Genomic DNA, 26544 nt, shown 5'->3' with positions numbered 1-26544 from the left:
GACGAAATAGGTTCCTCTCTTATCTTCCAAAACGAAAACTCGTTTTGCAGGAATTAGCACCTTAGCTTATACGTTATAAGCTCGGTTGCCGGGCATCATCGGGCCAGTCCCTCCGCCACTCTTGATAAGAGTATGTATATGTAGTTTTTAAATATGGTACTAATAGTAAATCTAACAAAAGGAATTGTCAACTTTATTTTCTGAATATATTTTATTTTAAGGTAATCGAAACGTTTCCTTTCTTATGGCCCATTTCTACATACGTATGGGCTTCTGCAACTTCTTCTAATCGGTAAGTTCTATCAATAACAGGTTTTAGCTTTTCTGTTTCAACTAGTTGTTTTAGTAGGTTCATATCTTCTTTACTGACCTTTGCCATCATTCCGTTAACAGATACATATTTTCCATTAGGCATTAATGCGTCTGTACAAAGAGACTTTTTATATTTTCCAACTGCATCAAATATAATATCGTAGTTCTCGCCCTGTTTAGTAAAATCTTCTTTCATATAATCAATTACTTTATCAGTCCCTAAAGATTGCACTAGTTCAAAATTTGAATTACTACAAACAGCTGTAACGGTCGCGCCGAAATATTTAGCAAGTTGTACAGCAGCTGTTCCTACTGATCCAGAGGCGCCGTATATGAGCACTTGTTGCCCTTTTTTTATACGGCCCTTCCTCAGAAAATGCAATGCTGAAGTTCCGCCAAAAGGAATAACGGCAGCTTCTTCATATGTCACATTGGTAGGTTTTAATGCTATTAATCCACTTTCATGCACGCATGTGTATTCGGCATAACCACCAAGGTTTAGTTCTGTTAATGCAAAAACTGGGTCTCCTTTTTTAAATTGAGTTACATCTGTTCCAATTTCTTCGATTTCACCGGATAACTCTACGCCGAGTATAGGTTTTCTCGGTTTTCTAAAACCTAATATGATCCGCATAGGAACCCAAAATAAGAGGGGACTATTAAAGCCACGTATTCTACAATCTCCAGTCGATACACTTGTTGCGCGAATTTTAACTAATACTTCGTTCTTTTTAGGTTTAGGTTTTTCTACATTTTGAAGCTGGAGAACGTTTGGTGGTCCATATTGTGTACAAATAATCGCCTTCATAATAACCTCCTGAAATGAGTTGTTATTATTTACATCATATTTAAAATCTTCATTAAACATGTCTCTATATAGAGAATATAGATTAAAAATTATATAGATTTCATAGGAAAAGAGGTGATATTATTTTGGGAAAGGGGGCGACATTATGAAAAAAATTATTTTTGTTTCAAGTTTAGTACTTGCAATCAGTCTAGGGGTAGGGTGTAGTAATGAGAAAACAGCAAAGACGGATGAGCCGAAAAAAGAATCAGTTCAAAAAGAAAAGGAATTAGCAGCGAAGGATGTTTTCAAGAAAACGAACGAAGCTTTTAAAAATGAAGAGCATGTAACGATGACATATGGTGTAGGCGTAAAAGCTGAGGGAACAGAGATGGACATATTAAAGGCTAAGATGCAATTAGAGCCAAAGACAAAGAATTCTCGTTCTGAAATGAATATTTCCGGTACAGATGTTGTAGTGTATACTGTGGATGGTAAAGTTGCTGGTGAGGTAAAAAACCCTAATACAGGAGAAGTTATAACCGTACCAGAGGAGCAATTAAACGCTGGTGGAATGAAAGCGACTCAAGATATTATAGATAAGTTAGAAGTACCGGAAGTAGTTTTAGATAAAATGAAGATGGAGAAAAGCGGAGATAAATATAAACTGAAATTTACATTAAAAGGGCAAGAAACAGAAAGTATGTTAACTAGCATGGATGAAACGCAGAAGAAAATGTTACAAGCACAAAATGCGAAGATAGAAGAAGTGGATGCAGAATATATCATTACAAAAGATTTTAAATATGAATCAGCAAAGATAGACATGATTATGAGTAGTAATGGCAAGGATAAAGCACACATTATTACGAACGCAAAATATACGTCGTACGAAAAGTTTGACCCAATAAAATTGCCAGCAGCAAAGTAACAGTTTTGATGAGGGGGACCTAAAATAAGGACCCTCTTTTTTGTATACTTTCTTCACAGGAAAATAGGTACAATATGAAGAGGAAAAGATGTAGAAGAGGAGAGTGTCATTTGAAAAAAAGAAAGATGATGGTGGTCATTGTAGCTTATACAGTGTTGCTTGCAACATCTGTAAATACATATAAAGAGCAACTAATTCATCCCATTATGAGCGATGTAGGAAAGTTACTTCCAACGAAAATTAAACGTGTTGAACATGCTGAGGATGAAAGTTCATTAAAACAGGTCGTGCAAGATGCAAATGTTTCTAGAGAGAAGATTTCTATTGCAGGTATGCAACATAGCCAAGGCGGACAGACGTACTATCCGAACGGTACGATGCTTGATATGAAAGAGTATAATAAAATATTAGCATTCGATCCAGAGAAGAAGCGGATTACAGTTCAAAGTGGTGTCACGTGGAATGATATCCAGAAGAAAATTAATCCATACGGTCTTGCAGTTCAAGTGATGCAATCTCAAAACATTTTTACTGTTGGTGGTTCATTAAGTGTAAATGTACATGGGCGTGATATTCGTCATGAAGCATTGATTGATACAGTAGAGTCATTTAGATTGTTAATGGCAGATGGCACGGTACGTAATATAAGTAGAGAAGAAAATGCAGAGTTATTTCCATATGTCATCGGTGGTTACGGGTTATTTGGTGTCATTTTAGATGTGACATTAAAGCTAACTGATGATGAATTATATGAAATGCATACGAGAATGATAGACTATAAAGAATACACGTCTTACTTCAAAGAGAAAGTGAAAAAAGAAGAAAATGTTCGTATGCACTTAGCACGTATTTCTGTTGCTCCAAACTCATTTTTAAAAGAGATGTATGTGACGGATTATGCATTGGCACAAAATCAAAATATGAGAGAAGAGTACAGTGAATTAAAAGAAGAAAATATTATAGCTGCACCGAAATTTTTGCTTGGATTATCACGTTATAGTGATTGGGGAAAGAATACATTTTGGGATATACAAAGAAGTTATTTTGAACGTACAGATGGACAGTTTGAGACGCGGAATAATGTTATGAGATCAGATAGTGCTTTTATGGAATATGAAAATCCGAACCTTACAGAAGTGCTACAAGAATACTTTGTGCCTATAGATTCCTTCACGGAATATATAGATGATTTACGTGCCGTATTAAGTGAAGAAGAACTGAACTTGCTCAATATTACGATTCGTTACGTGGAAAAGAATGAAAATGCAGTTTTATCCTATGCAAAAGATGATATGTTTGCACTGGTGCTTTTAATTAACCAAGGACGCTCCGAGAGTGAGGTGAAGAAAACAGAGGATGTCATTCGGAAGATGATTGATGTTACTTTAAAACATAACGGTAGTTATTATTTACCGTATTATTCTTATCCAACGAAAGAACAGCTAAAGAAAGCATATCCTCGTATAGAAGAATTTCTTCAGAAGAAGAAGGAAGTGGATCCAGAAGAGAGATTTGTGAATTTATTTTATAGGGAGTATACGAAATGACATATAGAAGATTTGTAGCCTCACAAAGCATCATTATGATGGCAGGAAGTATGGTATTTCCTTTTTACATTCTATTGCTTCGGAATGTTGGAAATAGCTTCTCACAGTTTGGGTGGGCTTATGGCTTATTTGCATTAACTTCAGCACTTGTATATCCGTTAGTAGGGAAGGCGTCTGATAGAGTAGGTGATCAAAAATTATTAATAATATACGCTTGGTCCATGGCGATATTAATGCTTTGTTTTCCAATTGCAACGGAAGTCTGGCATGTGTATATTCTTCAAGTTGTAATGGGAGTTTTAGGTGCTGTGCAGCGTAATACTGAGAAAACGTCGTTAGCACGAAAGGTTGTGCAGGAAAAGGCTGGTTATGAGATTGGAAAATACCATGTGTGGACATCAATTGGAGGCGCAGTAGCGATTATTGTAACGGGGTATTTAGTAGATTTCTTTACGATTGGTACGATTTTTTATATTGCATCTATCTTATATGTAGTAAGTGGAGTTGTATTAAGTAGTAAAAAAATATAACCATTCCTATTTTTACCTAAATACCCTTTGTTTGTTATACTAAAAGGGAAGACAAAAGAAAAGGGGACATTGCCTTTGATGAAATTTTTAGTTTTAGTTATTCTCACTTTGTTTTTGATTCCATGGACAAGAAGCGGTAGTAAACTTCGAGCAGTGGATAAGAAGGGGGATGAGAAGGTTGTAAAGGGTAAGAAATCATCCATTTTAGTTATTCCTGTTTTATTTTGGATAGGTATTGCAATCTATGAATATTTTTGGCTAATTGATGATCGAGCAGATTCGATTCTTACTCATTATTCTGTTGCAGTAGCAATTTTAATTGGGCTTGTTTTATTTTCACAAGATCAGATAGGGAAATTAGAAGGTACATTAAAAGGTCTTCTAATGTTTGTTTTACTTGCAAGTTACGGCTATTTTGGTTATTTGCACGATATAGTAATCACGCAAAAGAAATATGATTCTGTTGTTAAGGTAGAGAAAGATATTTCAGAGCCATTTACTGAAAATGATCAGCCGTTTACAGTGCCGCCAAAGACAGCGGAGAATAAGATGAAAAAAGTATTTGGGGATATTCCGAAAGTAGCTTATTTTGAGCTAGGAGAATTAACGCCACAAATGGTAAACGGTGAGGCTTTATATGTAGCGCCGATTGAAGTTTCAGGATTTTTTAAAGCACGTAAAGCTGAAACAATTCCAGGGTACGTAACGATGTCAGGTACGAACCCTGATGCCGAAGCGAAACTGCATCTCGGTTATAAGATGAAATACGTGCCAAGCATGTTTTTCGGGAATAATTTAGAGCGTGTCGTACGAAAATCCGAACCAAATTTAATCTTTAAAGGGAAACCTAAATTTGAAGTTGATGATAAAGGGAAACCGTATTATACAATGACATATGGTGAATTTATTTCAGGGAGATCTGGATTTGAGGTAGAGGGTGTTGTTGTAGTAGATGCACAAACAGGTGAAGTGAAAAGATATGATAAAGGAAAGGCACCTAAATTTGTTGATGGTGTATTGAATCATGAGACCGCATCTACATTAAATACGTATTTCGGTAAATATATTCACGGATTTTGGAATACAAAATTCTCGCAAACTGATATGAAGATTCCGACTGAGTGGGGGACGAAAGAAGGAGTGACACCAATCTTCGGTAAGGATGGAACGCTATATTACTTTACTGATTTCACCTCTCCAAAAGAAGGAGTAGATTCTGCGTTAGGTTATTCACTTATTGATGCACGTACAGGTAAGTTGTATTACTATAACGGAAAAGAAGTAAAGGGAATTATGGATGGTTCAGCTGCTTCAGAAGTGGTGGATAATTCCTTTAAAAGAGAGAAATGGCATGGAACGATGCCGGTTATTTATAACGTGTACGGTAAACCTTCTTGGATTGTACCTGTTATTGATGACGGGGGATTAGTACGTGCCCATACTGTCATCTATGCTTCTAATGCAAAAATATTTGCAACAGGTTCGACGCAAAAAGAAGCTCTTGAAAATTATAAAAATGCGCTAAGCGGGAGTGGAGATTCATTTAGACCAACTTCGAGTGGAAAAGAAGCGCAAAAAGAAGGTATTGTACAGCGAGTATATAAAGAAAAATCAGGTGAAAATACAATTGTGTATGTACTGTTAGAAAATGAACAAAAAGTATTTATGATACCTGCGAAAAAATTCCCATATGCTATGTTTACAGAAGTGGGAGATCCAATTCAAATCACATACTTAGATACAGGAGAGGCGATGTCTTCCGTATCTAAATTTACAAATAGCAACTTGAAAAAGTAAAGCGATAGAATTTCTATCGCTTTTTTTTACATTATGAAAGAGGAAAATGCGCTATACTTGACGTATGTTTATGTTGTAACTATAATTGTTACGATTCAGTATGAATACGAAAGGGTGAATGGAAAAAGTGAATGAAGTTAATCACGAAATATATAAACCTGTAAAGATGAACAGGTTATGGATGATTCTTGTATTAGGAACACTTACGGCGATTGGGCCGTTATCTATTGATATGTATTTGCCTTCGTTACCGAAATTAACGGATGATTTACAAACGGGTGCATCCCTTGCGCAGCTTACGTTGACAGCATGTTTACTTGGGCTTTCAGTAGGACAATTATTTGTCGGTTCAATTAGTGATATTTACGGAAGGCGCAAACCTCTTATTATTGCTCTTATTATTTATGTTGCTTCTTCATTACTTTGTGCTGTAGCACCGTCTATTTGGACTTTAGTGCTTTTACGTTTCTTACAAGGCGCTTCGGGCTCTGCTGGTATCGTTATATCCCGTGCAATGGTAAGAGATATGTACTCAGGTTCTGAAATGACGAAGTTTTTCTCACTACTTATGTTAGTAAACGGAGCAGCACCTATTTTGGCCCCGATTATCGGGGGGCAATTATTACAGTTTACAACGTGGCGTGGTGTTTTTATCGTTCTTGGAGCAATTAGTGTATTTATGTTAATCTCGGCTACTTTCGTATTACGTGAAACATTACCTCCTGAAGAAAGAGAGACAGGTGGTTTGTCAGGAACATTGGCGACATACGGAAAGCTTCTGAAAGATCGCTTGTTTATGGGATATGCATTGTCACAAGGATTAGTAACAGCGGCAATGTTTGCCTACATTTCGGGATCACCATTTGTGTTGCAAAATATATACGGGGCATCACCACAGCAGTTTAGTTTATTCTTTGCGATTAACGGTATCGGTATTATTATTGCCAGCCAAGTTACTGGTCGTTTAGCAGGAAAAGTGAATGAGAAAACATTATTTGTTTCCGGTATTATTATCGCCGCTGTTGGTGGCTTATCTCTACTACTTACAATCGTATTAGGAATAGGTCTCATTGGTGTTTTATGCTCGTTATTCCTTGTTGTATCAAGTGTTGGGGTTGTATCGACAACCGGCTTCTCGTTAGCAATGAGAAATCAAAAACAAGCGGCAGGAACAGCATCAGCTTTACTAGGCTTATTACAGTTTATTTCAGGGGCACTTGTTGCACCATTAGTAGGTATTGGTGGAAGTAATACGGCATTGCCGATGGGTATTGTGATAGCTCTTTGTGAAATTGGTGCTGTATTATGTTATCTATTTATGGCTAGAAGAAGTGAAAAGCATTTTGAACTGCAACAAAGACAAAATTTAGAAGCTTAAATTATAAAAAAGAGTTGATTCAAATATTTTTGAATCAGCTCTTTTTTCATTTCTTTGAAATAACTCATACAGCTTTGTAAGGTGATGCAAAAGTTATTTGCATAAAGTGACGATACTGTGACAAAAATGTTGGTATATATATTAAGGTATCCTCTTAAGTGTAAAAAGTAGGGCGTTCTCGGTATAATAACAAGTGGAGATAAAAGAAACTATAGATAGAAGTAGATGTAGATAAAAGGAGAAAAAGAGATGAAGAAGGTTTTGGGTATTGCTGTAATGGGAAGTATGATTCTTCTAGCGGGATGTAATGGAAATAAAGATACGAAAGAACCGAAAGAGAAGGTAGAGCAATCTACAGAACAAACAGAAGAAATGAAAGAATACAGCGCAGTACATGAAAAATATGATATAAAAATGAATAAAGAAATCAATAAAGCACTGCAGTTATTTGAAGTGGCAAAGGAAAAGGGCGGTAAGGAAATAACGAATGCTGCATATAAAGAAGATGTGCAAAAAGTAACAACGAGCATGTTAGAAAATATTGATAATATACGTAAAGAAATTCATGTTCCGAAGTCGAAAGAGCAAGAACATGAGGTATATGTTGGTTTCTTGAATGAATCGGAACAAGCGATGAAAAAATTACAGAAGTTAGCTAAAGAAGAAGATTCATCATTAATTCGTGATATAGAAATTAATTTTGCAACAGCATCGACATACTATAAACGTTTTCAAACAGAAACGAAGAAATAACCTTGCACATGCAAGGTTATTTTTTCTTCTTACCATCACCATCTTCATCTTCGTATACTAACACTTTCTGCTCTTCGTGAAATTCGGAAATAGTTTGTCCGGTAATATTATCGAAGGGTGTGTAAAAAGAAGTAATGCTTTTCTTTTTAATGAAAAGTTTATAAAATCCAATGATAACAAGTATAACAATTGTTAATGGCAGTCCTATAGTCGCTAGAAGTAAGGAATCCATCATATAGCTCCTTTAATATCATTTCTTTATATTATAAACAAAAAACTGCGATTTAGATAAATGGCCCCATTAAAAACTGATTTTTCTAAATATATCCAATTTGATTGACTTTTCATTTTTTCAGAATTATAATTCGAAATATACAATTTGAACCAAATAATAATATAGCAATTTACTTATCCAGAGAGGTAGAGGGACTGGCCCTATGACACCTCAGCAGCGGGTTCTGTAATAGGAACACCGTGCTAATTCCAGCAAGCAAGTCTTGAAAGATAAGTGATGGGCCTTTGTTTATTAAGCCTTGATCTTATTTTTTAAGATCAAGGCTTTTTGTATTCTAAAAAGAGAAAAGGGAGTAATGGAAAAAGTATGTTCATAAAACTAAGTAAATATATATGTTTAGGGGGTTATTGAAGTGTATGTAATTAAAAAATTATCAGTTATGGTGTTCACGCTATGGGTTATTACGACAGTGACATTTCTAATTATGCATATCATTCCGGGAGATCCATTTTCATCAGATGCAAAAATCTTTCCTGAAGAAGTGATTCAAAACATGAGAGCGAAGTATCACCTTGATGAACCGTTGTGGAATCAATATGTTGCTTATTTAGACGGTGTAGTTCATTTTGATTTTGGTGAATCTGTTCAATCAACCGGGCAAGGTGTATCAGAAATTATAACAACTGGCTTTGGTCCATCAGCAATTATTGGTCTACAAGCACTTGTTATCTCATTGTTAGTCGGAATTGCTGCAGGTACATTTGCTGCTCTATATCATGGGAAAGTAATTGACTATAGTGTGAGTTTGCTCGCAATTCTCGGTATTTCTATTCCAAGTTTTATTTTAGCACCACTATTTATACAAGTATTCGCTATTCAATTTGAGCTTTTACCAGTAGCGTCTTGGGGAACATTCGAACATACTGTATTACCATCTTTCGCATTGGCGTTAGGTCCAATTGCGGTTATTACAAGGTTTGTTCGTTCTAATATGATCGAAGTATTGCAGAGTGATTATATTAAGCTAGCAAGAGCGAAAGGCATACCAATTAAGAAGATTATTATAAGACATGCTCTTCGAAATGCGATTGTTCCAGTACTTACATTTGTTGGACCATTAATGGCTGGACTTTTAACAGGGACTTTCGTTATTGAAAAAATCTTTTCAATTCCTGGCCTAGGAAAATATTTTGTAGATAGTATTTTTAACCGAGACTATCCGGTGATTATGGGAACAACAATTTTCTATAGTGCATTATTAATTACTTGTATTTTCATTACAGATATTATTCACCGCATTGTTGATCCGCGTATTCGTTCTATTACATAAGGAGGGGGGATATTTAAATGGGAGCTTATGAAATTAATGAACAGTTATTAACGAAAGAAGAGAAAAAAGAATTAACGATAAATAAAAATCAGCAAACGATTAGCAGAAAGAAAGAAGTGTTTCGTAAGTTTATATCGAATCCAATCGCAGTTTTAGGAACAGTGACGTTATTGCTAATTATTGTTTTCTCGCTTATTGGCGAAAGTTTAACGCCATTTACTGCGAGTGAACAAGTAAAAGAGGCAACAAATTTACCGCCGAGTAGTGAACATTGGTTTGGAACAGATGATCTAGGGAGAGATATTTGGGCACGTACTTGGGCTGGTGGGAAGATTTCACTAACAGTTGGATTAGTAGCAGCTGCCCTCGATATAGGGCTTGGTGTACTAATTGGTGGATTTAGTGGATATGTGAGAGGGCGTAATTGCCTTGGAACGTTAATTGATGAGTGGATTATAAGAGGAATTGAAGTATTATACGGCATCCCATATTTATTAATTGTTATTTTACTATTAATTGTTATGAAACCAGGTCTTTTCACCATTATTATCGCCCTTGCATTAACGGGATGGATTGGAATGGCTCGTCTCATTCGAGCACAAGTATTGTCTTTAAAACAACGAGAGTTTGTTATTGCAGCAGAGCGATTAGGTACATCACATATAAAAATTATATATGGGCATTTAATTCCGAATTTAACAGGGATTATTATCGTCAATTTATCATTTACAATTCCAGCAGCTATTTTTTCAGAATCATTTTTAAGCTTTATAGGACTTGGGGTACAATCACCAGTGGCAAGTTGGGGGACGATGACGAATGATGCACTCGGGACATTATTGAGCGGAGAATGGTGGCAGCTATTTTTCCCGGCAATCATGATTGCACTCATTATGTTCGCATTTAATGCAATTGGTGATGGTTTGCAAGATGCAATTGATCCAAAAATCGTAAAACGGAATCGAAAGGAGAAAAAACATGGGACAGCTCTTATCTTTAGAAAACGTAACGTTAGCCGTTGAAAAAGAGAATAGTAAGCAAGCAATTGTGAAACATGTTTCCTTTTCTATTAACGAAGGTGAAATAGTTGCACTTGTAGGAGAAAGTGGTTCAGGAAAAAGTGTTACAGCACAATCCATTATCGGCTTGAATCAAGAATCAATTCATATCGATGATGGAAATGTATCTTTCCAATCAAAGGAATTAACGAGTTTACAAGAATTAGAATGGAATCAAATTCGCGGAAAAGATATTTCCTTTATATTTCAAGATCCGCTTTCATCTTTAAACCCAACGATGAAGGTAGGCAAACAAATTACAGAAGTAATTTTGCAACATGGGAAAAAATCGAAAAGAGAAGCAAAGGGAATTGCGATTAACTTGCTAAATGATTTAGGGATACATGAAGCAGAGAAACGCTTTGAGCAATACCCACATCAATTAAGTGGGGGGATGAGGCAACGTATTTGCTTAGCAATTGCATTTGCTTGTCATCCAAAGCTTGTAATTGCAGACGAGCCGACAACAGCGTTAGATGTAACGATTCAGAAACAAATTATGGGGCTATTAAAAGAAAGGAAAGAAAAACAAAATACGAGTATTTTATTAATTACACATGATTTGGCACTTGTGCGTGAAGTAGCTGATCGAGTAGTTGTTATGTACGGGGGACGTGTCGTTGAAAAAGGAACGATACAGGAGGTAATAGGTTCTCCTAAACATCCATATACGAAAAGCTTATTACAAGCAATTCCGAATATGGATGATTCCGAAAAGGTATTACGTGCTATAGAAGGAACGACACCTTCCATTGAAACATTAAATAGCTTTGGTTGTCCTTTTGTAAATCGTTGCCCAGTAGCGATAAAAGAATGTATTCATCGTTTCCCAGAGAGAACAACATATTCTAAGGCGCATAGTTCACATTGTTGGCAGCATGTTCTAGAGCATAATAAAGCGAAATCAAAAGAGAAGGTGAATGCCTCATGACGACAGATTTAATTACTGTAAAGCAAGTAACGAAAATATATGGAAGTAAAAGTAAAGAAATCACAGCGTTAAAAGACATATCACTTTCTATCCCGAAAGGAACAACACTTGGCATTATTGGTGAAAGTGGTTCAGGAAAAACAACACTTGGAAAGCTCATAGCGGGGATTGAGAGTCCAACGTCTGGTGAAATTAATTATAACGGTCAAGTTGTTCACACGCTGAAGTCAGCTCATAAGCGAGATTTTTTACAGAAAGTACAGTTCATTTTTCAAGATTCTACAGCTGCATTAAATCCGCGCTGGAAAGTACGCGATAGCGTAACGGAAGGTTATATTTCATTCGGTTTAGGTGATAAAGGGCTGAAGGATAAAGTAGCAGGTGATGCGCTAGAGCGTGTTGGATTAGATAGAAGATATATTGATCGATATCCGCATGAATTTAGCGGAGGACAACGTCAACGTATCGCTATTGCAAGAGCGTTATTGTGTGAGCCAGAAGCATTGATTCTTGATGAACCAATTTCAGCATTAGACGTTTCATTGCAAATTCAAATTGTACATCTGCTGCAAAAAATCCAAAAAGAACAAGGTTATACATATTTATTCATCGCTCACGATTTACCGATGGTTCACTATTTATGTGAAAAAGTAGCTGTCTTATACAAAGGAGAACTTGTTGAATTTGGAAATACGGACGAAGTATTCCATAATCCACAACATTCTTATACAAAAACATTATTAGCATCAACACCAAAAATTTCAGGTTAAAGGAGAATGTAGGATGAAGAAGTTTTTACTGTTTGTCATTATGACTGTTTTAGCAATTACTTCTGTTGCTTGCGGTAAGAAAGAAACGCAAAAGGCGAGTGCTGGTAAGGGAGAAGGAGATCGATTAGTAACGAATATTGGTAGCGATCCATATACACTTGATTCCGCTATTGCGACAGATAGTACTTCAGGTTATGTAATTGGACATTTATTCTCAAGCTTATATACACAAGATAGTGATGGGAAATATCAAAATGAATTAGCGGAGAAAGAAGACGTAAGTGCTGATGGAACTGAGTATACAATTCATTTAAAGAAAGATATTAAATGGTCAGATGGTTCTCCTATTACAGCAAATGATTTTGAATTTGCATGGAAGCGATTATTAAATCCGAAAACGGGTTCTATGAATGCGACAGAAATGTATTTTATTAAAGGGGCAGAGGCATACAATACTGGAAAAGGTGAAGAGGGACAAGTTGGTATTCAAGTCGTTGATCCTCAAACATTAAAGGTAACTCTTGAACATCCAGTTGCTTCTATTAAACAAAAATTAGCAAGCTCACTATTTATTCCATTATCTAAAAAGTCAATTGATGATAATAATAAATTAAAAACAGATCCAAAAGAGTTAATTACGAATGGGCCATTCACGTTAAAAGAGTGGAAGCATAACCAGGCAATTACAGTACAAAAAAATAAAGAATTCTACGATAAAAAGGTAACTCTAAAAGAAATTGAGTTTCGTATTATTCCAGACTCTAAAACAGCGTATCAATTATTTAAATCAAAAGAATTAGATTTACTAAGTGGTTTACCACAAGAGATGATTGAAAAAGAAAAAGGAAATAAAGAATATAAGCGTGTTGCAGGATTCTCATCTTATATTTACTCGTTTAACGTAGAAAAAGAGCCGTTTACAAATGCGAAGGTACGTAAAGCATTTTCATTAGCGGTTGATCGCAAATTTATCGTTGAAAAATTGTATAAAAATAATGCGCAAGAAGCATATGCATTCGTTCCAGAAGGAGCAAAAACACAAAGTGGCCGTGATTTCCGTAAAGAAAAAGGTGATTACGTTAAATTTGATCCAGCAGAAGCGAAAAAATTATTAGAAGAAGGTATGAAAGAACAAGGATGGTCTACATTACCTGAAGTAACATTAAAATTCACTACAGATACACAACATAAAAAAGTAGCAGAAGCAATGCAAGAAATGTTTAAGAAAAATCTTGGAGTAGATATTAAATTAGAAAATAAAGAGTGGAAGAGTTACATCGACACATACAAGCAAAGTGATTTCCAATTAGCTTATATGGGATGGGGCGGCTCTTTATTAGATCCAATTACTAAACTAGATTTATATGCAGGTGATGGTCCGAATAACTATGCAAAATGGCATAATAAAGAATTTGACGCTTTAATAAAAGAAGCAAAAGTTGAACAAAACGAGGATAAGCGTTTTGAATTATTGCATAAAGCGGAAGATATTATGTTTACAGATTCACCATTAATCCCAATTATTTTCCCAAGTTCCTCATATTTACAAAAACCATCAGTATCCGGTGTCCAATTCATTATCGGTTCTAGTCCAGAATTAAGGTACGCAAAAATTAAAAAATAAAGAAGTAGGCAACCGCCTACTTCTTTATTTTATTTCTCTTTTATATTCTTTTTTCGTTCCATCAGAGAAGACAACTTCTAAATCGAATTTTTGATAGTCTTTATCAAGTTTGAACACGTTCACTACTTGATCGATTACTTCTTGGTCAGCAGTATCTTTATCAAATTTTAATTCTTGTAGAAGTGGGCTTAATTTTGTGATAGCCTCGTCTCCTGTTAATTTTACATCTGCTTTATGATCTTCAATTTTTGCTTCCATTTTCTTATCAGCTGCTACATTTTTATAGTCTGCTTCGTAGTCTTTCTTTGTATCTTGGTAGTCTGCCTTTAAATCGAATTCATTGAAGTTTAGTTTTAAATCTGCAGGAGCCTCATTTTTTGCTTCTTCAGTCGTCTTTTTATTAGAAGTTGTGTCTTCTTTTGCAGGAGCTTTACATCCTGTTAATGCAGGTACTAGCATAAGAGCTAATAAAACTGATAGTAGAATTCTCATTATAAATTCCTCCTTATGTAAATTCGTTCTATACAAGTTTTTCCCAAAAACATGTAATTATGTATGTGTTGAAAATAAATTATTATCCTGCAGTCATAAGGGCTAATCCGCAATTTAAATCAAAAACGATTTGTATGTATATGGTAAATTGAAGTTGTGAGGGAGGGACTAAAATGCATGAAGAATATAAAGAGATAATAAAAAAATCAATTGAATATATAGAGAATCACTTACATGAGGAGCTTACAACAGAAAGAGTGGCATCTCACAGTGCAGTATCGATGTACCATTTTCATCGCATCTTTCAAAGATATGTTGGGATGAGTGTAACGGATTATGTTCGTAAGAGAAGATTAACTCATGCTGCACAAGATTTGGTATCGACTGAAAGAGCAGTTATTAATATTGCAGTGCAATACGGTTTTTCCTCACAAGAGGCATTTACTAGAGCTTTTAAAAGAATGTTTCAATTACCACCAAAAAAATATCGAAAGTATTTCCAGTCATTTTATATAGAAAGAGAGGGGATTTCAATGGAAAAAGGTATACCGAAAGGATGGGTATTAAGTGGAAGTCATCCCGCTGAATATGAGATGGGTTTAGATTACGAAATTGCCCATCAAGGAAAAGTATCTGCATATATAAAAGCAAAAGAGAACGTTACGCACGGAGGATTTTCAACATTAATGCAAATGTTTCGAGCGGATAACTATGTAGGTAAGAGATTACGTTTAACAGCATTTATTAAGAGTGAGAATGTAAAAGATTGGGCAGGATTGTGGATGCGAGTAGATGGAAAAAATACGGAGCCGATTGCTATGGATAACATGCAAAATCGTCCAATTAAAAATACGAATAACTGGCAATCGTACTCGGTTGTACTAGATATAAAAGAAGAAGCACTTGGTATTGCATTTGGTGTTTTATTATCAGGAGAAGGTTGTGTCTGGCTAGATAGTATTCGATTTGATGAGGTGGATGGAAAAATTCCTGTAACGGATTTGGCAGAAAGTTTTTATGAAACTCTTCTAGAAGAGCCAATGAACCTGCAATTTGAAGAAATGGAAAAAGAATGAGGTAAGGAGAAAATGTATGCTCCAATATGTAAAACTAATAAGTATTAGTTTAGTAGCGTCATCTTGTATTATGGGAATTAACTATTTAATTAGCTATCTTTGGTCAGGGCATATACCTTCTTTGACGTGGAAAACATATTTGATATTTGCATTTATATTTATTATGAGTTTTAGTTCAATACAAAAAGATGGAAAAGAGGATTGTTGACAATAGTCTTCTTCGCATTTCTTTAACACAAATGTTTATTCCTGTATGTGGGATTATTTCCCGCAACATGCGTAGCGAATGGCTATTACAAAATAATATTTGCCGGAGTTAATTTAGAGAAAATATTATCTCATTATTATTTATTAGACTAGTTACACAATTAGTAGCGGGGCTCACTATAGGTATAAAAGAAATGAAAAAGGGAAGAGACCTTGTAATTAATGAAGTACACAGTAAAAAGGTATCCTTCAATTGGATACCTTTTTATTAGTACTTATTATTTTGCAACTTCTGCCCACTTGTAGTTAAATTCACCGCCGAAGTCAGTTGTTACAAGTCCTTTAATGAAAGAGCGTTGTAAGTAAGAGCGACCTTGTTGGTACAAAGGAGCGACAGCGCCATCTTGTAATAAGATTTTTTCAGCTTGTTTCATTGCTTCCCAGCGTGCTTTTTCATCGCCAGCTAAATCTGTTTTCACTTTATGAATTAGCTCGTCGTACTCTTTGTTAGAGTATTTATCAAAGTTATAAGCACTATCTGTTGTGAATAAATCTAAGAATGTAATAGGATCAGCGAAGTCAGGACCCCAGCCATCAATTCCGATTTCATAATCACCACTTAATAGTAATTTCAACTGTTGTTTACGTGGTTGTGGCTTTAAATTCACTGTTAATCCATCTAGATTCTTTTCCAGTTCACCTTTTAAATATTCGCCAGTCTTTTTAGCTAAAGCATTATCACTTGTTAATAGTTCAAGTGTTACTTTGTCAGTACTAAGTTCTTGCTTCGCTTTTTTCCAGTTTTCTTTCGCTGATTTCACATCATCTTTGACTAGGTTTCCGTTTTCTTTGCGGAAGTCAGTGCCCTCTGGGCTCTTTGCAAATTTCGCAGGAACCATTCCTTCAGCTGGAACAGCACCGTTATTTAAAATTGTTTCTACGTATGCTTTTTTATTCATTGCGCCGTTAATAGCAAGGCGTGCATGTTGATTTTTTAATACTTCATTTTTTTGATTGAGTCGTAAAAATTGAATGCCGACTTCAGCACGTTCTTTGAAGTTTGGATCGCCCTTATATTTATCAACAAACTCCGCAGTTAAAGCAACACGGTCAATTTGTCCTGAATCATATAAGTTAACTTCTGTAGACTTATCTTTAACGACATTGAAGTTGATTTCTTCTAATTTTACTGTTTTAGCATCCCAATAGTTAGGATTCTTCTTTAATTGGAAGCCTTGTTCGTGCTTCCAGTTATCTAATGTGAAAGCACCGTTGTAGATTAAATGATTTGTTTCTAAACCGTATTTATCACCTTGCGATTTTAAGTAATCTTCATTAATTGGTAAGAATGTTGCAAATGTCGTTAAGCTTAAGAAGTAGGGAACAGGACGGTCTAGTTGTACTTCTAAAGTTTTGTCATCAAGGGCTTTGACACCTAATTGATCAAGTGGTAATTGTTTTTGATTTATTTGTTTTGCATTCTTTATATCGAAGAATAAGAATGCGTATTCGGCAGCTGTTTCAGGATTTACAGCACGTTGCCAAGCGAAGGCGAAGTCTTTTGCTGTAACAGGAGTACCGTTTGACCATTTCGAATCACGAAGATGGAATGTATATTTTGTTTTATCAGGACTAACGTCAACCGACTCAGCGACACCAGGAATTGGTTTATTATCTTCGCCCATTGCATATAAACCTTCAAAAACATTTCGCATTACGTTCATGGATTCCCCATCCGTTGCTTTTGCAACATCCATTGTTGGAATTTCTGAAGCAAATGATAAGTTAATTGCTTGTTTATCAGGTGCTTTATCGTTTGCTTTTGCTCCGCTTGCATTATTTTTATTTCCCCCACAAGCAGTTAGTAGTAGACTTGCCCCTAAAACAGATGCAACAACAGGTACAACTTTTTTCTTCATTGTTCGTTCCTCCCTAAATGTGTTGTTCATAACGTCATAATGTCCATGTCTTGAAGTAGCTATAGAAAGAGATAAAACCTAGTATAAATATTTGTTTATAGGTAATCATGTGTTCTATATGTATATACATGTTGAACTATAATGTATCGTTATATGTTTCAACATAGTAGACATTATATTTTGATGGTTAAATATTTCGTTTCTTTGATTATTTAGAATATTAACACCAGAAAGAACTATATGTCAATAATAAAAACAAAGCGTTAATTTCTTGGAATAATATATTAAAAAAGTAGATTCACTCATATTAAGGAATCTACTTTTAATATATTTTGTCAAAAAAACAATGGGAGTTGGTGGAAATACGTTGTTTAAAGTTTCACTTTATTTTTCAATTTTTGCCCATTTGAAGTTTAATTGACCTGCAAAGTCTACTTGTACAATGCCTTTCACATAAGATTTCTCTAAATAAGATTCGCCTTTTTGGTAAAGAGGAGCAATAACAGAGTCTTTAAATAATATTTTCTCTGATGCTAGTAATGCATCAAAGCGGGCTTTTTCATCACCAGCTAAAGTAGTTTTCACCTTTTCAATTGCTTCGTCGAACTCTTTATTAGAGTAATGATCTAAGTTGTAAGGGTTATTCGTTGTAAACAATTCAAGGAATGTAATTGGATCAGCAAAGTCAGGGCTCCAACCATCAATTCCGATTTCGTAGTCACCTTTTAATAAGAGTGAAACTTGTTGTTTACGTGGTTGCGGTTTTATATTTACTGTTAAGCCCTCTAAATTCTTTTCTAATTGACCTTTTAGAAACTCACCAGTCTTCTTCTCAAGGTCACCGTCACTTGTTAATAATTCTAATGTTATCTTTTCAGAACCTAGTTCTTTTTTTGCCTTTTTCCATAATTCTTGTGCAGATTTCGTATCAACTTTTGTTAAATCGCCGTTTGTAGCACGGAAGTCTTTTCCATCAGGACCTTTTGCAAAGTTTTTTGGCACAAGACCAAAGGTTGGTGTAGAGCCATCATTTAATAACGTATTGACAAAGGACTTTCGATCAATCGTTTGATCAATTGCTTGGCGTGCAGAAACGTTTTGAAGTACTTTGTTTTGTTGATTCATACGTAAAAATTGTACCCCTACGTTCGGACGTTCTTTAAAATTAGCATCCTTTTTATATTTATCAACGAAGTCAGATGTTAGTTTTATACGGTCTAATTGTTTAGATTCGAATAAATTTACTTCTGTTGATTTTTCTTTTACGATGTTGAAATTGATTTCTTCGATTTTGACAGTATCTTTATCCCAGTAGGTAGGGTTTTTCTTAAATTTAAAGCTTTGTTCATGCTTCCAATCACTTAGTGTAAAAGCTCCGTTATACAAAATTGTATTATCTTCTAAAGCGTACTTATCACCTTGTGTTTTAAAGAATTCCTCGCTAATTGGTAGAAATGTTGGGAACGCCGTTAAGCTAATAAAGTACGGAACAGGACGCTCTAATTCTACCTCAAACGTATGGTCATCAACTGCTTTTACACCAAGTTGATCGGCTGGAAGCTCTTTGTTGTTAATTTGTTTTGCGTTTTTAATATCAAAGAATAAAAATGCATATTCAGAGGCTGTTGCTGGATCAACAGCTCTTTGCCAGGCGAAGACGAAATCTTTCGCTGTAACAGGAGTACCGTTTGACCATTTTGAATCTCGCAGGTGGAATGTGTACTTCGTTTTATCGCCACTTACTTCATGGGATTTTGCAACGCCAGGGACAGGTTTGTTACCTTCACCAAGATTATACAAACCTTCAAATACGTTTCTCATTACTTGACCGGAATCAGTATCTGTAGCACGAGCTGTATCCATTGTTCGTATTTCAGAAGGTGAAGATAAGTTTAAAACCTGTTTACTAGATGCCTCGTCTTTTGCATTTGCTCCGCTAGCTTCGTTTTTATAACTACCGCAACCAGTTAATAAAATACTTACTCCTACAACTGATGCGATACCGGGTAAAAACTTCTTTTTCATTTGATTTTCCTCCTAAATAATTAAGTTTGGATGATGATGAGGGAAATGAAAAATAAAAAAATCCCTCTTTTCTGATTGAGAAAGAGGGATTTTCACATACAAGTTATGTACCCGTATATAAACGAAGTCCCTCATTCTATCTTTCAAGCATAAAGCTTGCAGGAAGTGGCACAGTATTCAAAATGAACCTGCTGCCGAGGTTTCAAAGGGCCAGTCCCTCCACCTCTCTTGATACAATGAGTAAACGAATGAATTTTATTAATTTTTGTGTTTCTTTGATAATTCAAAATCTTACACCTTGGATAATGAAGTGTCAATCAAATGAAACATAGTTTAAATTTTCAGTTTTTTTAAAGTGAAAAAAACCACTGCACATGGCAGTGGTTTTTCTGCTAGAAGTTAAAGTTATCTGGATCTGGACCGACGCGATGATTTTCATTCAAAGCTTGAATTGCTTTCATATCATCCGAGCTTAATTCAAAATCAAAGATGTTTGCATTTTCAATAATGCGGTGCTCTTTAATTGATTTAGGAATCGTTACAACTTCATTTTGTAAATCCCAGCGTAAAATAACTTGTGCAGTTGATTTACTATATTTTGTCGCAATTTCTTGTAATGTTGGATGATCCAGTAGTTGCCCTTGCATTAATGGTGACCAAGCCTCGAGCTGGATGTTATGTTCTTTACAGAAAGCATGTAATTCTTCTTGTGCTAAACGAGGGTGGTATTCCACTTGGTTGACCATTGGCTTAATTTCAGCAATTTCAAATACGTCTTGTAAGTGGTGAATGTGGAAATTACTCACACCGATAGCACGAACACGACCATCTTTATAAAGCTTTTCTAACGCTTTCCATGATTCAGTATATTTCTCTTTTACAGGCCAATGTACTAAATATAAATCTAAATATTCTAGGCCTAATTTCTCTAATGTAGTTTCAAATGCTTGAATTGTTGTTTCATAACCTTGATCGCTATTCCATACTTTTGAAGTGATAAATAGCTCTTCACGAGGAATATCAGATTCGCGAATTGCTTGACCAACGCCTTCTTCATTTTGATAGATTGCTGCAGTATCGATGCTGCGGTATCCGTTTTTAATAGCTGCTTTTACAGAATCAATTACTTCTGATCCGTCCTCTACTTTAAACACACCTAAACCGAACCAAGGCATTTTTACACCATTATGTAATGTTGTATAGTCTTTTAAACTTGTTAAATTCATATTATTTCCCCCTAGCTTTTTTATTTGTTGCTTCAACTGCTTGTTGAATGACTTCTGAAAAATTATTTTCATATAGAACTTTTAAGCCTTCAGCAGTTGAACCTCCTGGTGTTGTTACTTGTTCTCGGAGCATAGCTGGATCTTCGTTTTGTTGGAGCATAGCGGCAGAACCAGCAATCATTTGAATGACAAGGTGGTTTGCCGTTTTCTCATCAATTCCATAGTTTTTCGTCGCTTCAATTAAACCTTCAGCAAAGTGATAGAGAAAAGCAGGTGCACTACCAGTAATGGCGGTAAGTTGATGAACTTCCTCTTCAGTACAAAACTGTGAGGTACCAATACCTTTTAAAAGGAGTTGTAGCGTTTCTTGATGCGTTTCACCTACGGAATGTCCCGTCGTATATAAGGAGATGGACTTTCTGATTTCGGCAGCTGTATTTGGCATAATCCAGGCAACAGGTGTCCCTTGAGGAAGCCGTTTTTCTAAATAAGATGGTCCAATTCCGGCAGCAACGGTCACAACGAATTGCTCAGTTAGAAGAGGAGATAACTCCTGTAATAACTGTTCATGTGCAGCTGGTGGCATTGCTAAAACAATCGTATCAACGGATGTAATATGCTGCTTCCAGTCTGTAGTGATGGACACATTATATCGCCCTTGTAATTGTTCTAGTTTTTCTATGTTGCTTCGGTTGGAAACGATAATTTCTTCGATATATTCTTTACTCGTTTTAAGTAACCCGGAGAAGATAGCTTCTGCCATACGACCGGCACCAATAAATAAAATTCGATGTTTAGTAAGCATATCCTTTATTCCCTTCTAGTAGAGATATGTTATAAAAAACGATACCATTTTTAAGAGAATTTTGTAAAAAGAAAAGACTTACCGTATATGGAATAGATAATGAGGGGGTTTTTGAATAAGGGAATTCATGATAAAAATAAGAGGAGTTCCTTATACTGGTGATATGGAATTTATTACACATCTGGGGAGAGATAAATATGGTTAGAAGTCCACTTTTTTTACTCATTTCTAGTATTATTTGCGTATTGGTTGGATTTTACATTCAATCGAGTTATATTGAAATTTTCGCATCGATTATGGGGATTGTTAATGTTTGGTTATTAGCAAGAGAAAAAGTATCCAACTTTTTATTTGGTATGATTACTGTTACATTATTTCTGTATATTTTCATTATACAAGATTTATATGCAATGGCAGTATTAGCAGTCTTTCAATTTATATTTAATGTATATGGTTGGTATTATTGGATTGCACGTAGTGGGGAAGAAGAGGTAAAAGCAACTGTCCGTTTAGGTTTAAAGGGGTGGACCTTTTATATAATTTTTATTTTAGTTGCTTGGGTTGGTTGGGGCTATTATCAAGTCCGTCATTTAGAATCAACAAGTCCATATTTAGACGCTTTAAATGCTGTATTAGGATTAGTAGCTCAATTTATGCTAAGTCGAAAAATCTTAGAGAACTGGCATTTATGGATTTTGTATAACGTAGTTAGCATTGTAATTTATATTTCCACTGGTTTATATGTCATGCTAATACTAGCTGTTATTAATCTCTTTATATGTGTAGCTGGTTTGCTAGAGTGGAAGAAGAACTATAAAGGACAAGTGCGTGTAAATAATTATATTTAGAAAATAATTAAAATCGAAAAAACCCCTGGGACACATATGCCTCAGGGGTTTTTAATAGAATATAAGTTTATGCTTTTGTTAGACCAAGTAATACAGCGCCGCCGATAATTAAAACACTACCTAGTGCAATAAAGATCAATTGACGTTTTGTTTTCTTTTCACCTAAGAAGACAATCGCACCGAATGTTGAGATAACGATTCCAGTTTGAGATAATGGGAAGCTTGTCGCTACTCCGACACGTGGTAATGAAAGAAGTAAGAATAAGTTTCCTGTTCCCCAAAGTAAACCAGATAAAGCATTACGAATTGCATATTTGTTAAATGGCTTATGTTTAGATGTCAGTACAACCGCACCGACAAACATACCAACTGCTTGTGGTAAAATAGCAGACCAACCATCAATGTTATACCAACGAATAATAATTACATATACAAGATAGCCGAAAGTAGAAACAATTAAAGTAAGAAGTCCTTTTTTCAATTGTCCTGGTGGCTGTGCATTTTCTTTATCATCTAATGATGTGAATACAACGCCAACTACGATTAATAGGATTGCAATCGTTCCCATAATGATCGTTGTTGTAGTAGTCCACTCGCGGAAAGCGATAACTCCAAAGATAGAAGTTGCAACAAGTTGCATACCAGTAGAAATCGTTACAGTAGTAGAAACACCTAACTTTTCAACTGTTTTTAATTGGTTTACTTGTCCTAAAGCCCAGAATACACCTGAAATAAAACCAACAATCAAGATTGTCATTGTTAAAGCTGGTTGAGTAAATACATACATAACTGTTGCGAAGAATAGAGCACCGATTGTCATACCTACCGTTTGGCTATATGCACCACCGCCCATTTTTACGCTTACTAATAAGATGTTTCCCCATGCAATTGCAGGAAGAAGCGCTAATAAAATGTCCATTACAAGACTCCCTTCGGTTTGCTATACCAATATAATTACATATCGTTCTAACGATCGGTAATGCCCCACTAATAGAGTAGAAGATTACCGATCGCTAAAACAGGATGAAGAATTCACGATATAAATGCGTTTTCATTTCTTCATTTTTTCAAACACCTCCATATAATAACAGGAAATTGCCTATTTTAGAAAGTAAATTCAAATAGAATGTATATTTAAATAAAAGGTAAAATTCAGTCACTTTATATAGTATTTTTTATTTCCTAAGAAATAAAAAAGCAGCTTTTGTCGAAAGCTGCTTTAAGAATTAGTAATTCTTTTATTAATGAGCTGAATACATAGGAGAAATATGAGTGACATACTGATAGTGATAATTACAAGTGTCCAAGCGAGTTGCATATTACTTGCATCAATGGCCATATAAATTGCTGTTGGGATTGTCTGTGTTTTGCCAGGAATATTCCCAGCAAACATGAGTGTAGCACCAAATTCTCCTAGTGCACGAACAAAGCTTAAGATCATACCGCTTAGTAATGCAGGAAATGCAAGCGGTAGTGTAACGTGTAGAAAAACTTGATATTCACTGGCGCCGAGATCGCGAGCGCCCTCTTCAATTTGTACATTTGCGATCGAAAATCCTGTTTTTGCTGATTGATACATGAGCGGAAATGCGACAACTGTAGAAGCAATGATAGCAGCAGTAGATGTGAACATAATGGACTGCTGAAATACCGATTCTATCCACTTTCCAATGGGGCTGTTATTTCCAAAAATAATAATGAGAAAAAATCCGATTACAGTTGGCGGAAGTACCATTGGTAATAAGAAAATAGTTTCTAGTATTACTTTATATCTCCATGAGGAGCGTGCTAGTGACCGACCGATAATCGTTCCTAAAATTGTGACGATAATGGTGGCGTATGCAGCTATTCGTAAAGATAAAAAGACAGGTGACAAAATATCATCAAAGCTCATGGCAATTATGATAGGACTGTAAATCCATATTTCTTAAAGATAGATTGTGCATCTTTTGACTGCAAATATTCATAAAATGAAGTCGCCTCTTTCTTATGCTTCGATTCTTTTATAACGCCTAAAGGATAGTGGATTGGTTCATGAGAAGTAGCTGCTGCCGTCTCGCCAATTTTTACTTTGTCTGAAATGAGAGCATCTGTTTTGTATACAATACCAGCATCGACATTACCTGTTTCTACATATGTTAACACTTGGCGAACATCTTTTGTAAATACGATTTTATTTTGAATGTCATTCCAAAGATTTTCATGTGTGAGAGAAGCTTTTGCATATTTCCCAGCGGGTACAGATTCAGGTGTACCAAGTGCGATTTTTTTGATTTTCTCATCTTTTAAATCTTGAATTTTTGTAAGAGAGCTATCTTTTGGGACGACTAGAACTAGTTCATTTCCAAGAAGGTTTTTTCCTTCTTTTTCATTAATGAATCCTTTTTTAACAAGTGTTTGGAATTTATCTTCTGCTGCAGAGAAGAATAAATCAGCAGGCGCACCTTGTTCGATTTGTTGTTGAAGTGCACCGGAAGCACCGAAGTTAAAAGAAAGTTTAATATTAGGCTTTTTCTCTTTATATTGTTTTTCAATTTCTTTTAATGCATCTTGTAAGCTAGCAGCAGCTGATATAGTCAGTTCGACTGTTTTTCTCTCTTTAGCAACTGACTTCTCCTTCTTTTCCACGCTTGTACAAGCAGCACTAAATATAAGAAGGAAAGAAAGTATAAGTGCCCCAATAGATCGTAATGTGAATTTGTTCATAAAAAAATCCCCTTTCGTTTTGACATAACTAATTATAACTAAATATAACTAATTATAACTAGTTATAATTGAATATAATTTGAACAATATGGTTGTTTTTAAAAAATAGGAGAAATATTCTTTTCTTTGTTACAATGAAGGAAGAAAGTGAGGAATCGTCTATGGATCATCATTCCTACACAACGGAAGAAGTAGCGAAGCGATTAAAAGTATCAAAACTAACTGTATACGACTTAATTAAAAAAGGAGAACTTCCTTCTTATAGAGTTGGTAGACAGATGCGCATTGATACAGCGGATTTAGAACAATATATAAAGCAAATGAAAACAGGAAAGATACAAGTTACTTCTGTAAAGAATGACGATAGTAGTATCTTGAATACATGCATCATTAGCGGGCAAGAACTAACGTTAGATATGTTGGCAAAACGTATAGAAAATCGATTGCTAAATTCTAATGTATTAAGAGCGTATCAAGGTAGTTTAACAAGTTTAGTGAAGATGTACCAAGGAGAAGGAAGTGTAGTTAGTTTACACTTATTTGATGGTGAAACGGGTACTTATAATGTTCCTTACGTAAAACGTATTTTAGTTGGACAACCGTGTATTATGATCAATTTATTGGCAAGAAATGTGGGGTTTTATGTTCAAAAAGGAAACCCAAAGAAAATAAAGACATGGGCTGACATATTCGGGTCCTCTATAAAATTTGTAAATCGAGAAAAAGGCTCTGGTATTAGGGTGCTAGTGGATGAACAATTACGAATTCAAAAGTTAAATAAAGAACATATTAGTGGATATGAATGGGAAGAATCGAGTCATCTTGGTGTTGCCACGCAAGTTGCGAACGGAAAAGCTGATGTTGGGGTAGGATCGGAAAAGGTTTCGCAAATTGTAAATGTAGACTTTATTCCGATAATGAAAGAACAGTATGATTTAGTAATTTTGAAGAATAAAGACAATGAAGAACTTATTGAAGTTATGAAAGACATTCTGCAATCGGAAGAATTTCATAATGAGTTAAAAGCGATTGGCGGATACGATATTATGAAAACAGGCCAAATTATATATGAAACAAACTAAAAAGCTGCTTGTCTATAAGACGAGCAGCTTTTTCTATATATAAAGGGGTTTGGGGAAACGAATTGTTAAACAAGACTTTGAGCAAGTGTGTAAATGAAAGCTGTAAGAAGAGTCGCTCCACTTGCAAGTCCGATAAAGTCTGATTTGTTGAAAGTAATGTTGTTCATTATAATCT

Annotated in this window: 26 protein-coding genes, 1 pseudogene and 3 riboswitches; of the genes and pseudogenes, 16 read left to right on the top strand and 11 right to left on the bottom strand. The window is 35.2% G+C overall.

Annotated features, from left to right (window positions below):
- Positions 1 to 16: 16 nt before the first annotated feature.
- Positions 17 to 131: riboswitch (SAM riboswitch) on the bottom strand.
- Between the two features lie 80 nt (positions 132 to 211).
- Complete coding sequence (locus tag A6J74_RS15985) at positions 212 to 1120, bottom strand: NAD(P)-dependent alcohol dehydrogenase (RefSeq protein ID WP_000643901.1); 909 nt, start codon at positions 1118 to 1120, stop codon at positions 212 to 214.
- A gap of 145 nt (positions 1121 to 1265) precedes the next feature.
- Between A6J74_RS15985 and A6J74_RS15980 the strand changes: the two genes are divergently transcribed.
- The 6 genes from A6J74_RS15980 (at position 1266) to A6J74_RS15955 (ending at position 8035) form a co-directional block, all read left to right on the top strand.
- Positions 1266 to 2030 (top strand): DUF6612 family protein, encoded by a 765-nt coding sequence (locus A6J74_RS15980; RefSeq protein ID WP_000720091.1) that lies wholly within the window; start codon positions 1266 to 1268, stop codon positions 2028 to 2030.
- A gap of 110 nt (positions 2031 to 2140) precedes the next feature.
- Positions 2141 to 3577 carry an FAD-binding oxidoreductase gene (locus A6J74_RS15975; RefSeq protein ID WP_000746388.1) on the top strand — a complete coding sequence of 479 codons (1437 nt, stop codon included), beginning with the start codon at positions 2141 to 2143 and terminating at the stop codon, positions 3575 to 3577.
- A complete protein-coding gene (locus A6J74_RS15970) occupies positions 3574 to 4107 on the top strand; it encodes an MFS transporter (protein ID WP_000222357.1) in 534 nt (177 codons plus the stop codon). Before A6J74_RS15975 ends, A6J74_RS15970 begins: the two co-directional genes overlap by 4 nt.
- 78 nt (positions 4108 to 4185) lie before the next feature.
- Positions 4186 to 5904 (top strand): DUF3981 domain-containing protein, encoded by a 1719-nt coding sequence (locus tag A6J74_RS15965; RefSeq protein WP_000670921.1) that lies wholly within the window; start codon positions 4186 to 4188, stop codon positions 5902 to 5904.
- Positions 5905 to 6022: 118 nt separating this feature from the next.
- On the top strand, positions 6023 to 7282 hold the full coding sequence (locus A6J74_RS15960; RefSeq protein WP_000416911.1) for a multidrug effflux MFS transporter: 1260 nt from the start codon (positions 6023 to 6025) through the stop codon (positions 7280 to 7282).
- A gap of 249 nt (positions 7283 to 7531) precedes the next feature.
- A complete protein-coding gene (locus A6J74_RS15955; RefSeq protein ID WP_000756535.1) occupies positions 7532 to 8035 on the top strand; it encodes a hypothetical protein in 504 nt (167 codons plus the stop codon).
- Between the two features lie 16 nt (positions 8036 to 8051).
- Here the strand turns inward: A6J74_RS15955 and A6J74_RS15950 are convergent, their stop codons facing one another.
- Positions 8052 to 8267 carry a DUF3951 domain-containing protein gene (locus tag A6J74_RS15950; protein WP_000377754.1) on the bottom strand — a complete coding sequence of 72 codons (216 nt, stop codon included), beginning with the start codon at positions 8265 to 8267 and terminating at the stop codon, positions 8052 to 8054.
- 173 nt (positions 8268 to 8440) lie between these two features.
- Positions 8441 to 8546, top strand: a riboswitch (SAM riboswitch).
- A gap of 136 nt (positions 8547 to 8682) precedes the next feature.
- Here A6J74_RS15950 and A6J74_RS15945 point away from each other — a divergent pair.
- Genes A6J74_RS15945 through A6J74_RS15925 form a run of 5 tightly spaced genes read left to right on the top strand, consistent with a single transcriptional unit; the run spans position 8683 to position 13983 of the window.
- The gene (locus A6J74_RS15945; RefSeq protein WP_000289322.1) at positions 8683 to 9600 is read left to right on the top strand and encodes an ABC transporter permease; all 918 of its coding nucleotides are present in this window, start codon (positions 8683 to 8685) and stop codon (positions 9598 to 9600) included.
- A 17-nt stretch (positions 9601 to 9617) separates the two neighbouring features.
- The gene (locus A6J74_RS15940) at positions 9618 to 10622 is read left to right on the top strand and encodes an ABC transporter permease (protein WP_000501535.1); all 1005 of its coding nucleotides are present in this window, start codon (positions 9618 to 9620) and stop codon (positions 10620 to 10622) included.
- Positions 10579 to 11589 carry an ABC transporter ATP-binding protein gene (locus A6J74_RS15935; RefSeq protein ID WP_000531247.1) on the top strand — a complete coding sequence of 337 codons (1011 nt, stop codon included), beginning with the start codon at positions 10579 to 10581 and terminating at the stop codon, positions 11587 to 11589. The genes A6J74_RS15940 and A6J74_RS15935 overlap by 44 nt, the downstream gene beginning before the upstream one ends.
- Positions 11586 to 12359 carry an ABC transporter ATP-binding protein gene (locus A6J74_RS15930; protein WP_000205655.1) on the top strand — a complete coding sequence of 258 codons (774 nt, stop codon included), beginning with the start codon at positions 11586 to 11588 and terminating at the stop codon, positions 12357 to 12359. Before A6J74_RS15935 ends, A6J74_RS15930 begins: the two co-directional genes overlap by 4 nt.
- 13 nt (positions 12360 to 12372) lie before the next feature.
- The gene (locus A6J74_RS15925; RefSeq protein ID WP_000714105.1) at positions 12373 to 13983 is read left to right on the top strand and encodes a peptide ABC transporter substrate-binding protein; all 1611 of its coding nucleotides are present in this window, start codon (positions 12373 to 12375) and stop codon (positions 13981 to 13983) included.
- Positions 13984 to 14007: 24 nt separating this feature from the next.
- On the opposite strand, the gene A6J74_RS15920 is transcribed toward A6J74_RS15925, so the two are convergent.
- Positions 14008 to 14475, bottom strand: coding sequence for a YusW family protein (locus tag A6J74_RS15920; RefSeq protein ID WP_001221551.1), 468 nt, complete (start codon positions 14473 to 14475; stop codon positions 14008 to 14010).
- Between the two features lie 173 nt (positions 14476 to 14648).
- Here A6J74_RS15920 and A6J74_RS15915 point away from each other — a divergent pair, with 173 nt between their 5' ends.
- The 3 genes and pseudogenes from A6J74_RS15915 (at position 14649) to A6J74_RS30560 (ending at position 16030) form a co-directional block, all read left to right on the top strand.
- On the top strand, positions 14649 to 15551 hold the full coding sequence (locus A6J74_RS15915) for a helix-turn-helix transcriptional regulator (protein WP_000544207.1): 903 nt from the start codon (positions 14649 to 14651) through the stop codon (positions 15549 to 15551).
- A gap of 16 nt (positions 15552 to 15567) precedes the next feature.
- A complete protein-coding gene (locus A6J74_RS15910) occupies positions 15568 to 15759 on the top strand; it encodes a hypothetical protein (protein ID WP_000942528.1) in 192 nt (63 codons plus the stop codon).
- Positions 15753 to 16030: pseudogene (locus A6J74_RS30560) on the top strand (hypothetical protein). Before A6J74_RS15910 ends, A6J74_RS30560 begins: the two are co-directional and overlap by 7 nt.
- 6 nt (positions 16031 to 16036) lie before the next feature.
- Here A6J74_RS30560 and A6J74_RS15900 read toward each other — a convergent pair.
- The 4 genes from A6J74_RS15900 to proC all read right to left on the bottom strand — a co-directional run bounded on the left by A6J74_RS15900 (position 16037) and on the right by proC (position 21733).
- Positions 16037 to 17677 (bottom strand): peptide ABC transporter substrate-binding protein, encoded by a 1641-nt coding sequence (locus tag A6J74_RS15900; RefSeq protein WP_000731095.1) that lies wholly within the window; start codon positions 17675 to 17677, stop codon positions 16037 to 16039.
- Positions 17678 to 18061: 384 nt separating this feature from the next.
- Positions 18062 to 19702, bottom strand: coding sequence for a peptide ABC transporter substrate-binding protein (locus A6J74_RS15895; RefSeq protein ID WP_000726293.1), 1641 nt, complete (start codon positions 19700 to 19702; stop codon positions 18062 to 18064).
- A gap of 133 nt (positions 19703 to 19835) precedes the next feature.
- A riboswitch (SAM riboswitch) is annotated at positions 19836 to 19940 on the bottom strand.
- Positions 19941 to 20094: 154 nt separating this feature from the next.
- Positions 20095 to 20928: an aldo/keto reductase gene (locus tag A6J74_RS15890; protein WP_001054813.1), complete on the bottom strand. Its 834-nt coding sequence runs from the start codon at positions 20926 to 20928 to the stop codon at positions 20095 to 20097.
- A 1-nt stretch (position 20929) separates the two neighbouring features.
- Positions 20930 to 21733 carry a pyrroline-5-carboxylate reductase gene (gene proC, locus A6J74_RS15885; protein ID WP_000956246.1) on the bottom strand — a complete coding sequence of 268 codons (804 nt, stop codon included), beginning with the start codon at positions 21731 to 21733 and terminating at the stop codon, positions 20930 to 20932.
- Between the two features lie 197 nt (positions 21734 to 21930).
- Between proC and pnuC the strand changes: the two genes are divergently transcribed.
- The gene (gene pnuC, locus A6J74_RS15880; RefSeq protein ID WP_000252471.1) at positions 21931 to 22581 is read left to right on the top strand and encodes a nicotinamide riboside transporter PnuC; all 651 of its coding nucleotides are present in this window, start codon (positions 21931 to 21933) and stop codon (positions 22579 to 22581) included.
- A gap of 67 nt (positions 22582 to 22648) precedes the next feature.
- Here the strand turns inward: pnuC and A6J74_RS15875 are convergent, their stop codons facing one another.
- From A6J74_RS15875 to modA, 3 genes are all read right to left on the bottom strand, one after another.
- Complete coding sequence (locus A6J74_RS15875) at positions 22649 to 23500, bottom strand: GRP family sugar transporter (RefSeq protein WP_000353553.1); 852 nt, start codon at positions 23498 to 23500, stop codon at positions 22649 to 22651.
- A gap of 300 nt (positions 23501 to 23800) precedes the next feature.
- The gene (gene modB / locus A6J74_RS15870) at positions 23801 to 24475 is read right to left on the bottom strand and encodes a molybdate ABC transporter permease subunit (protein ID WP_002047011.1); all 675 of its coding nucleotides are present in this window, start codon (positions 24473 to 24475) and stop codon (positions 23801 to 23803) included.
- 5 nt (positions 24476 to 24480) lie between these two features.
- The gene (gene modA, locus A6J74_RS15865) at positions 24481 to 25287 is read right to left on the bottom strand and encodes a molybdate ABC transporter substrate-binding protein (protein ID WP_001032238.1); all 807 of its coding nucleotides are present in this window, start codon (positions 25285 to 25287) and stop codon (positions 24481 to 24483) included.
- A gap of 134 nt (positions 25288 to 25421) precedes the next feature.
- Here modA and A6J74_RS15860 point away from each other — a divergent pair, with 134 nt between their 5' ends.
- Positions 25422 to 26369, top strand: coding sequence for a helix-turn-helix transcriptional regulator (locus A6J74_RS15860; RefSeq protein ID WP_000657123.1), 948 nt, complete (start codon positions 25422 to 25424; stop codon positions 26367 to 26369).
- Between the two features lie 65 nt (positions 26370 to 26434).
- Here A6J74_RS15860 and A6J74_RS15855 read toward each other — a convergent pair whose 3' ends face one another.
- Positions 26435 to 26536: a DUF3948 family protein gene (locus A6J74_RS15855; RefSeq protein ID WP_001060020.1), complete on the bottom strand. Its 102-nt coding sequence runs from the start codon at positions 26534 to 26536 to the stop codon at positions 26435 to 26437.
- Positions 26537 to 26544: the final 8 nt, after the last annotated feature.

The sequence above is a fragment of the Bacillus sp. FDAARGOS_235 genome, assembly GCF_002073415.2.
In the GTDB taxonomy this organism is placed as follows: domain Bacteria; phylum Bacillota; class Bacilli; order Bacillales; family Bacillaceae_G; genus Bacillus_A; species Bacillus_A toyonensis.
This window is presented reverse-complemented; position numbering and strand designations above follow the sequence as displayed.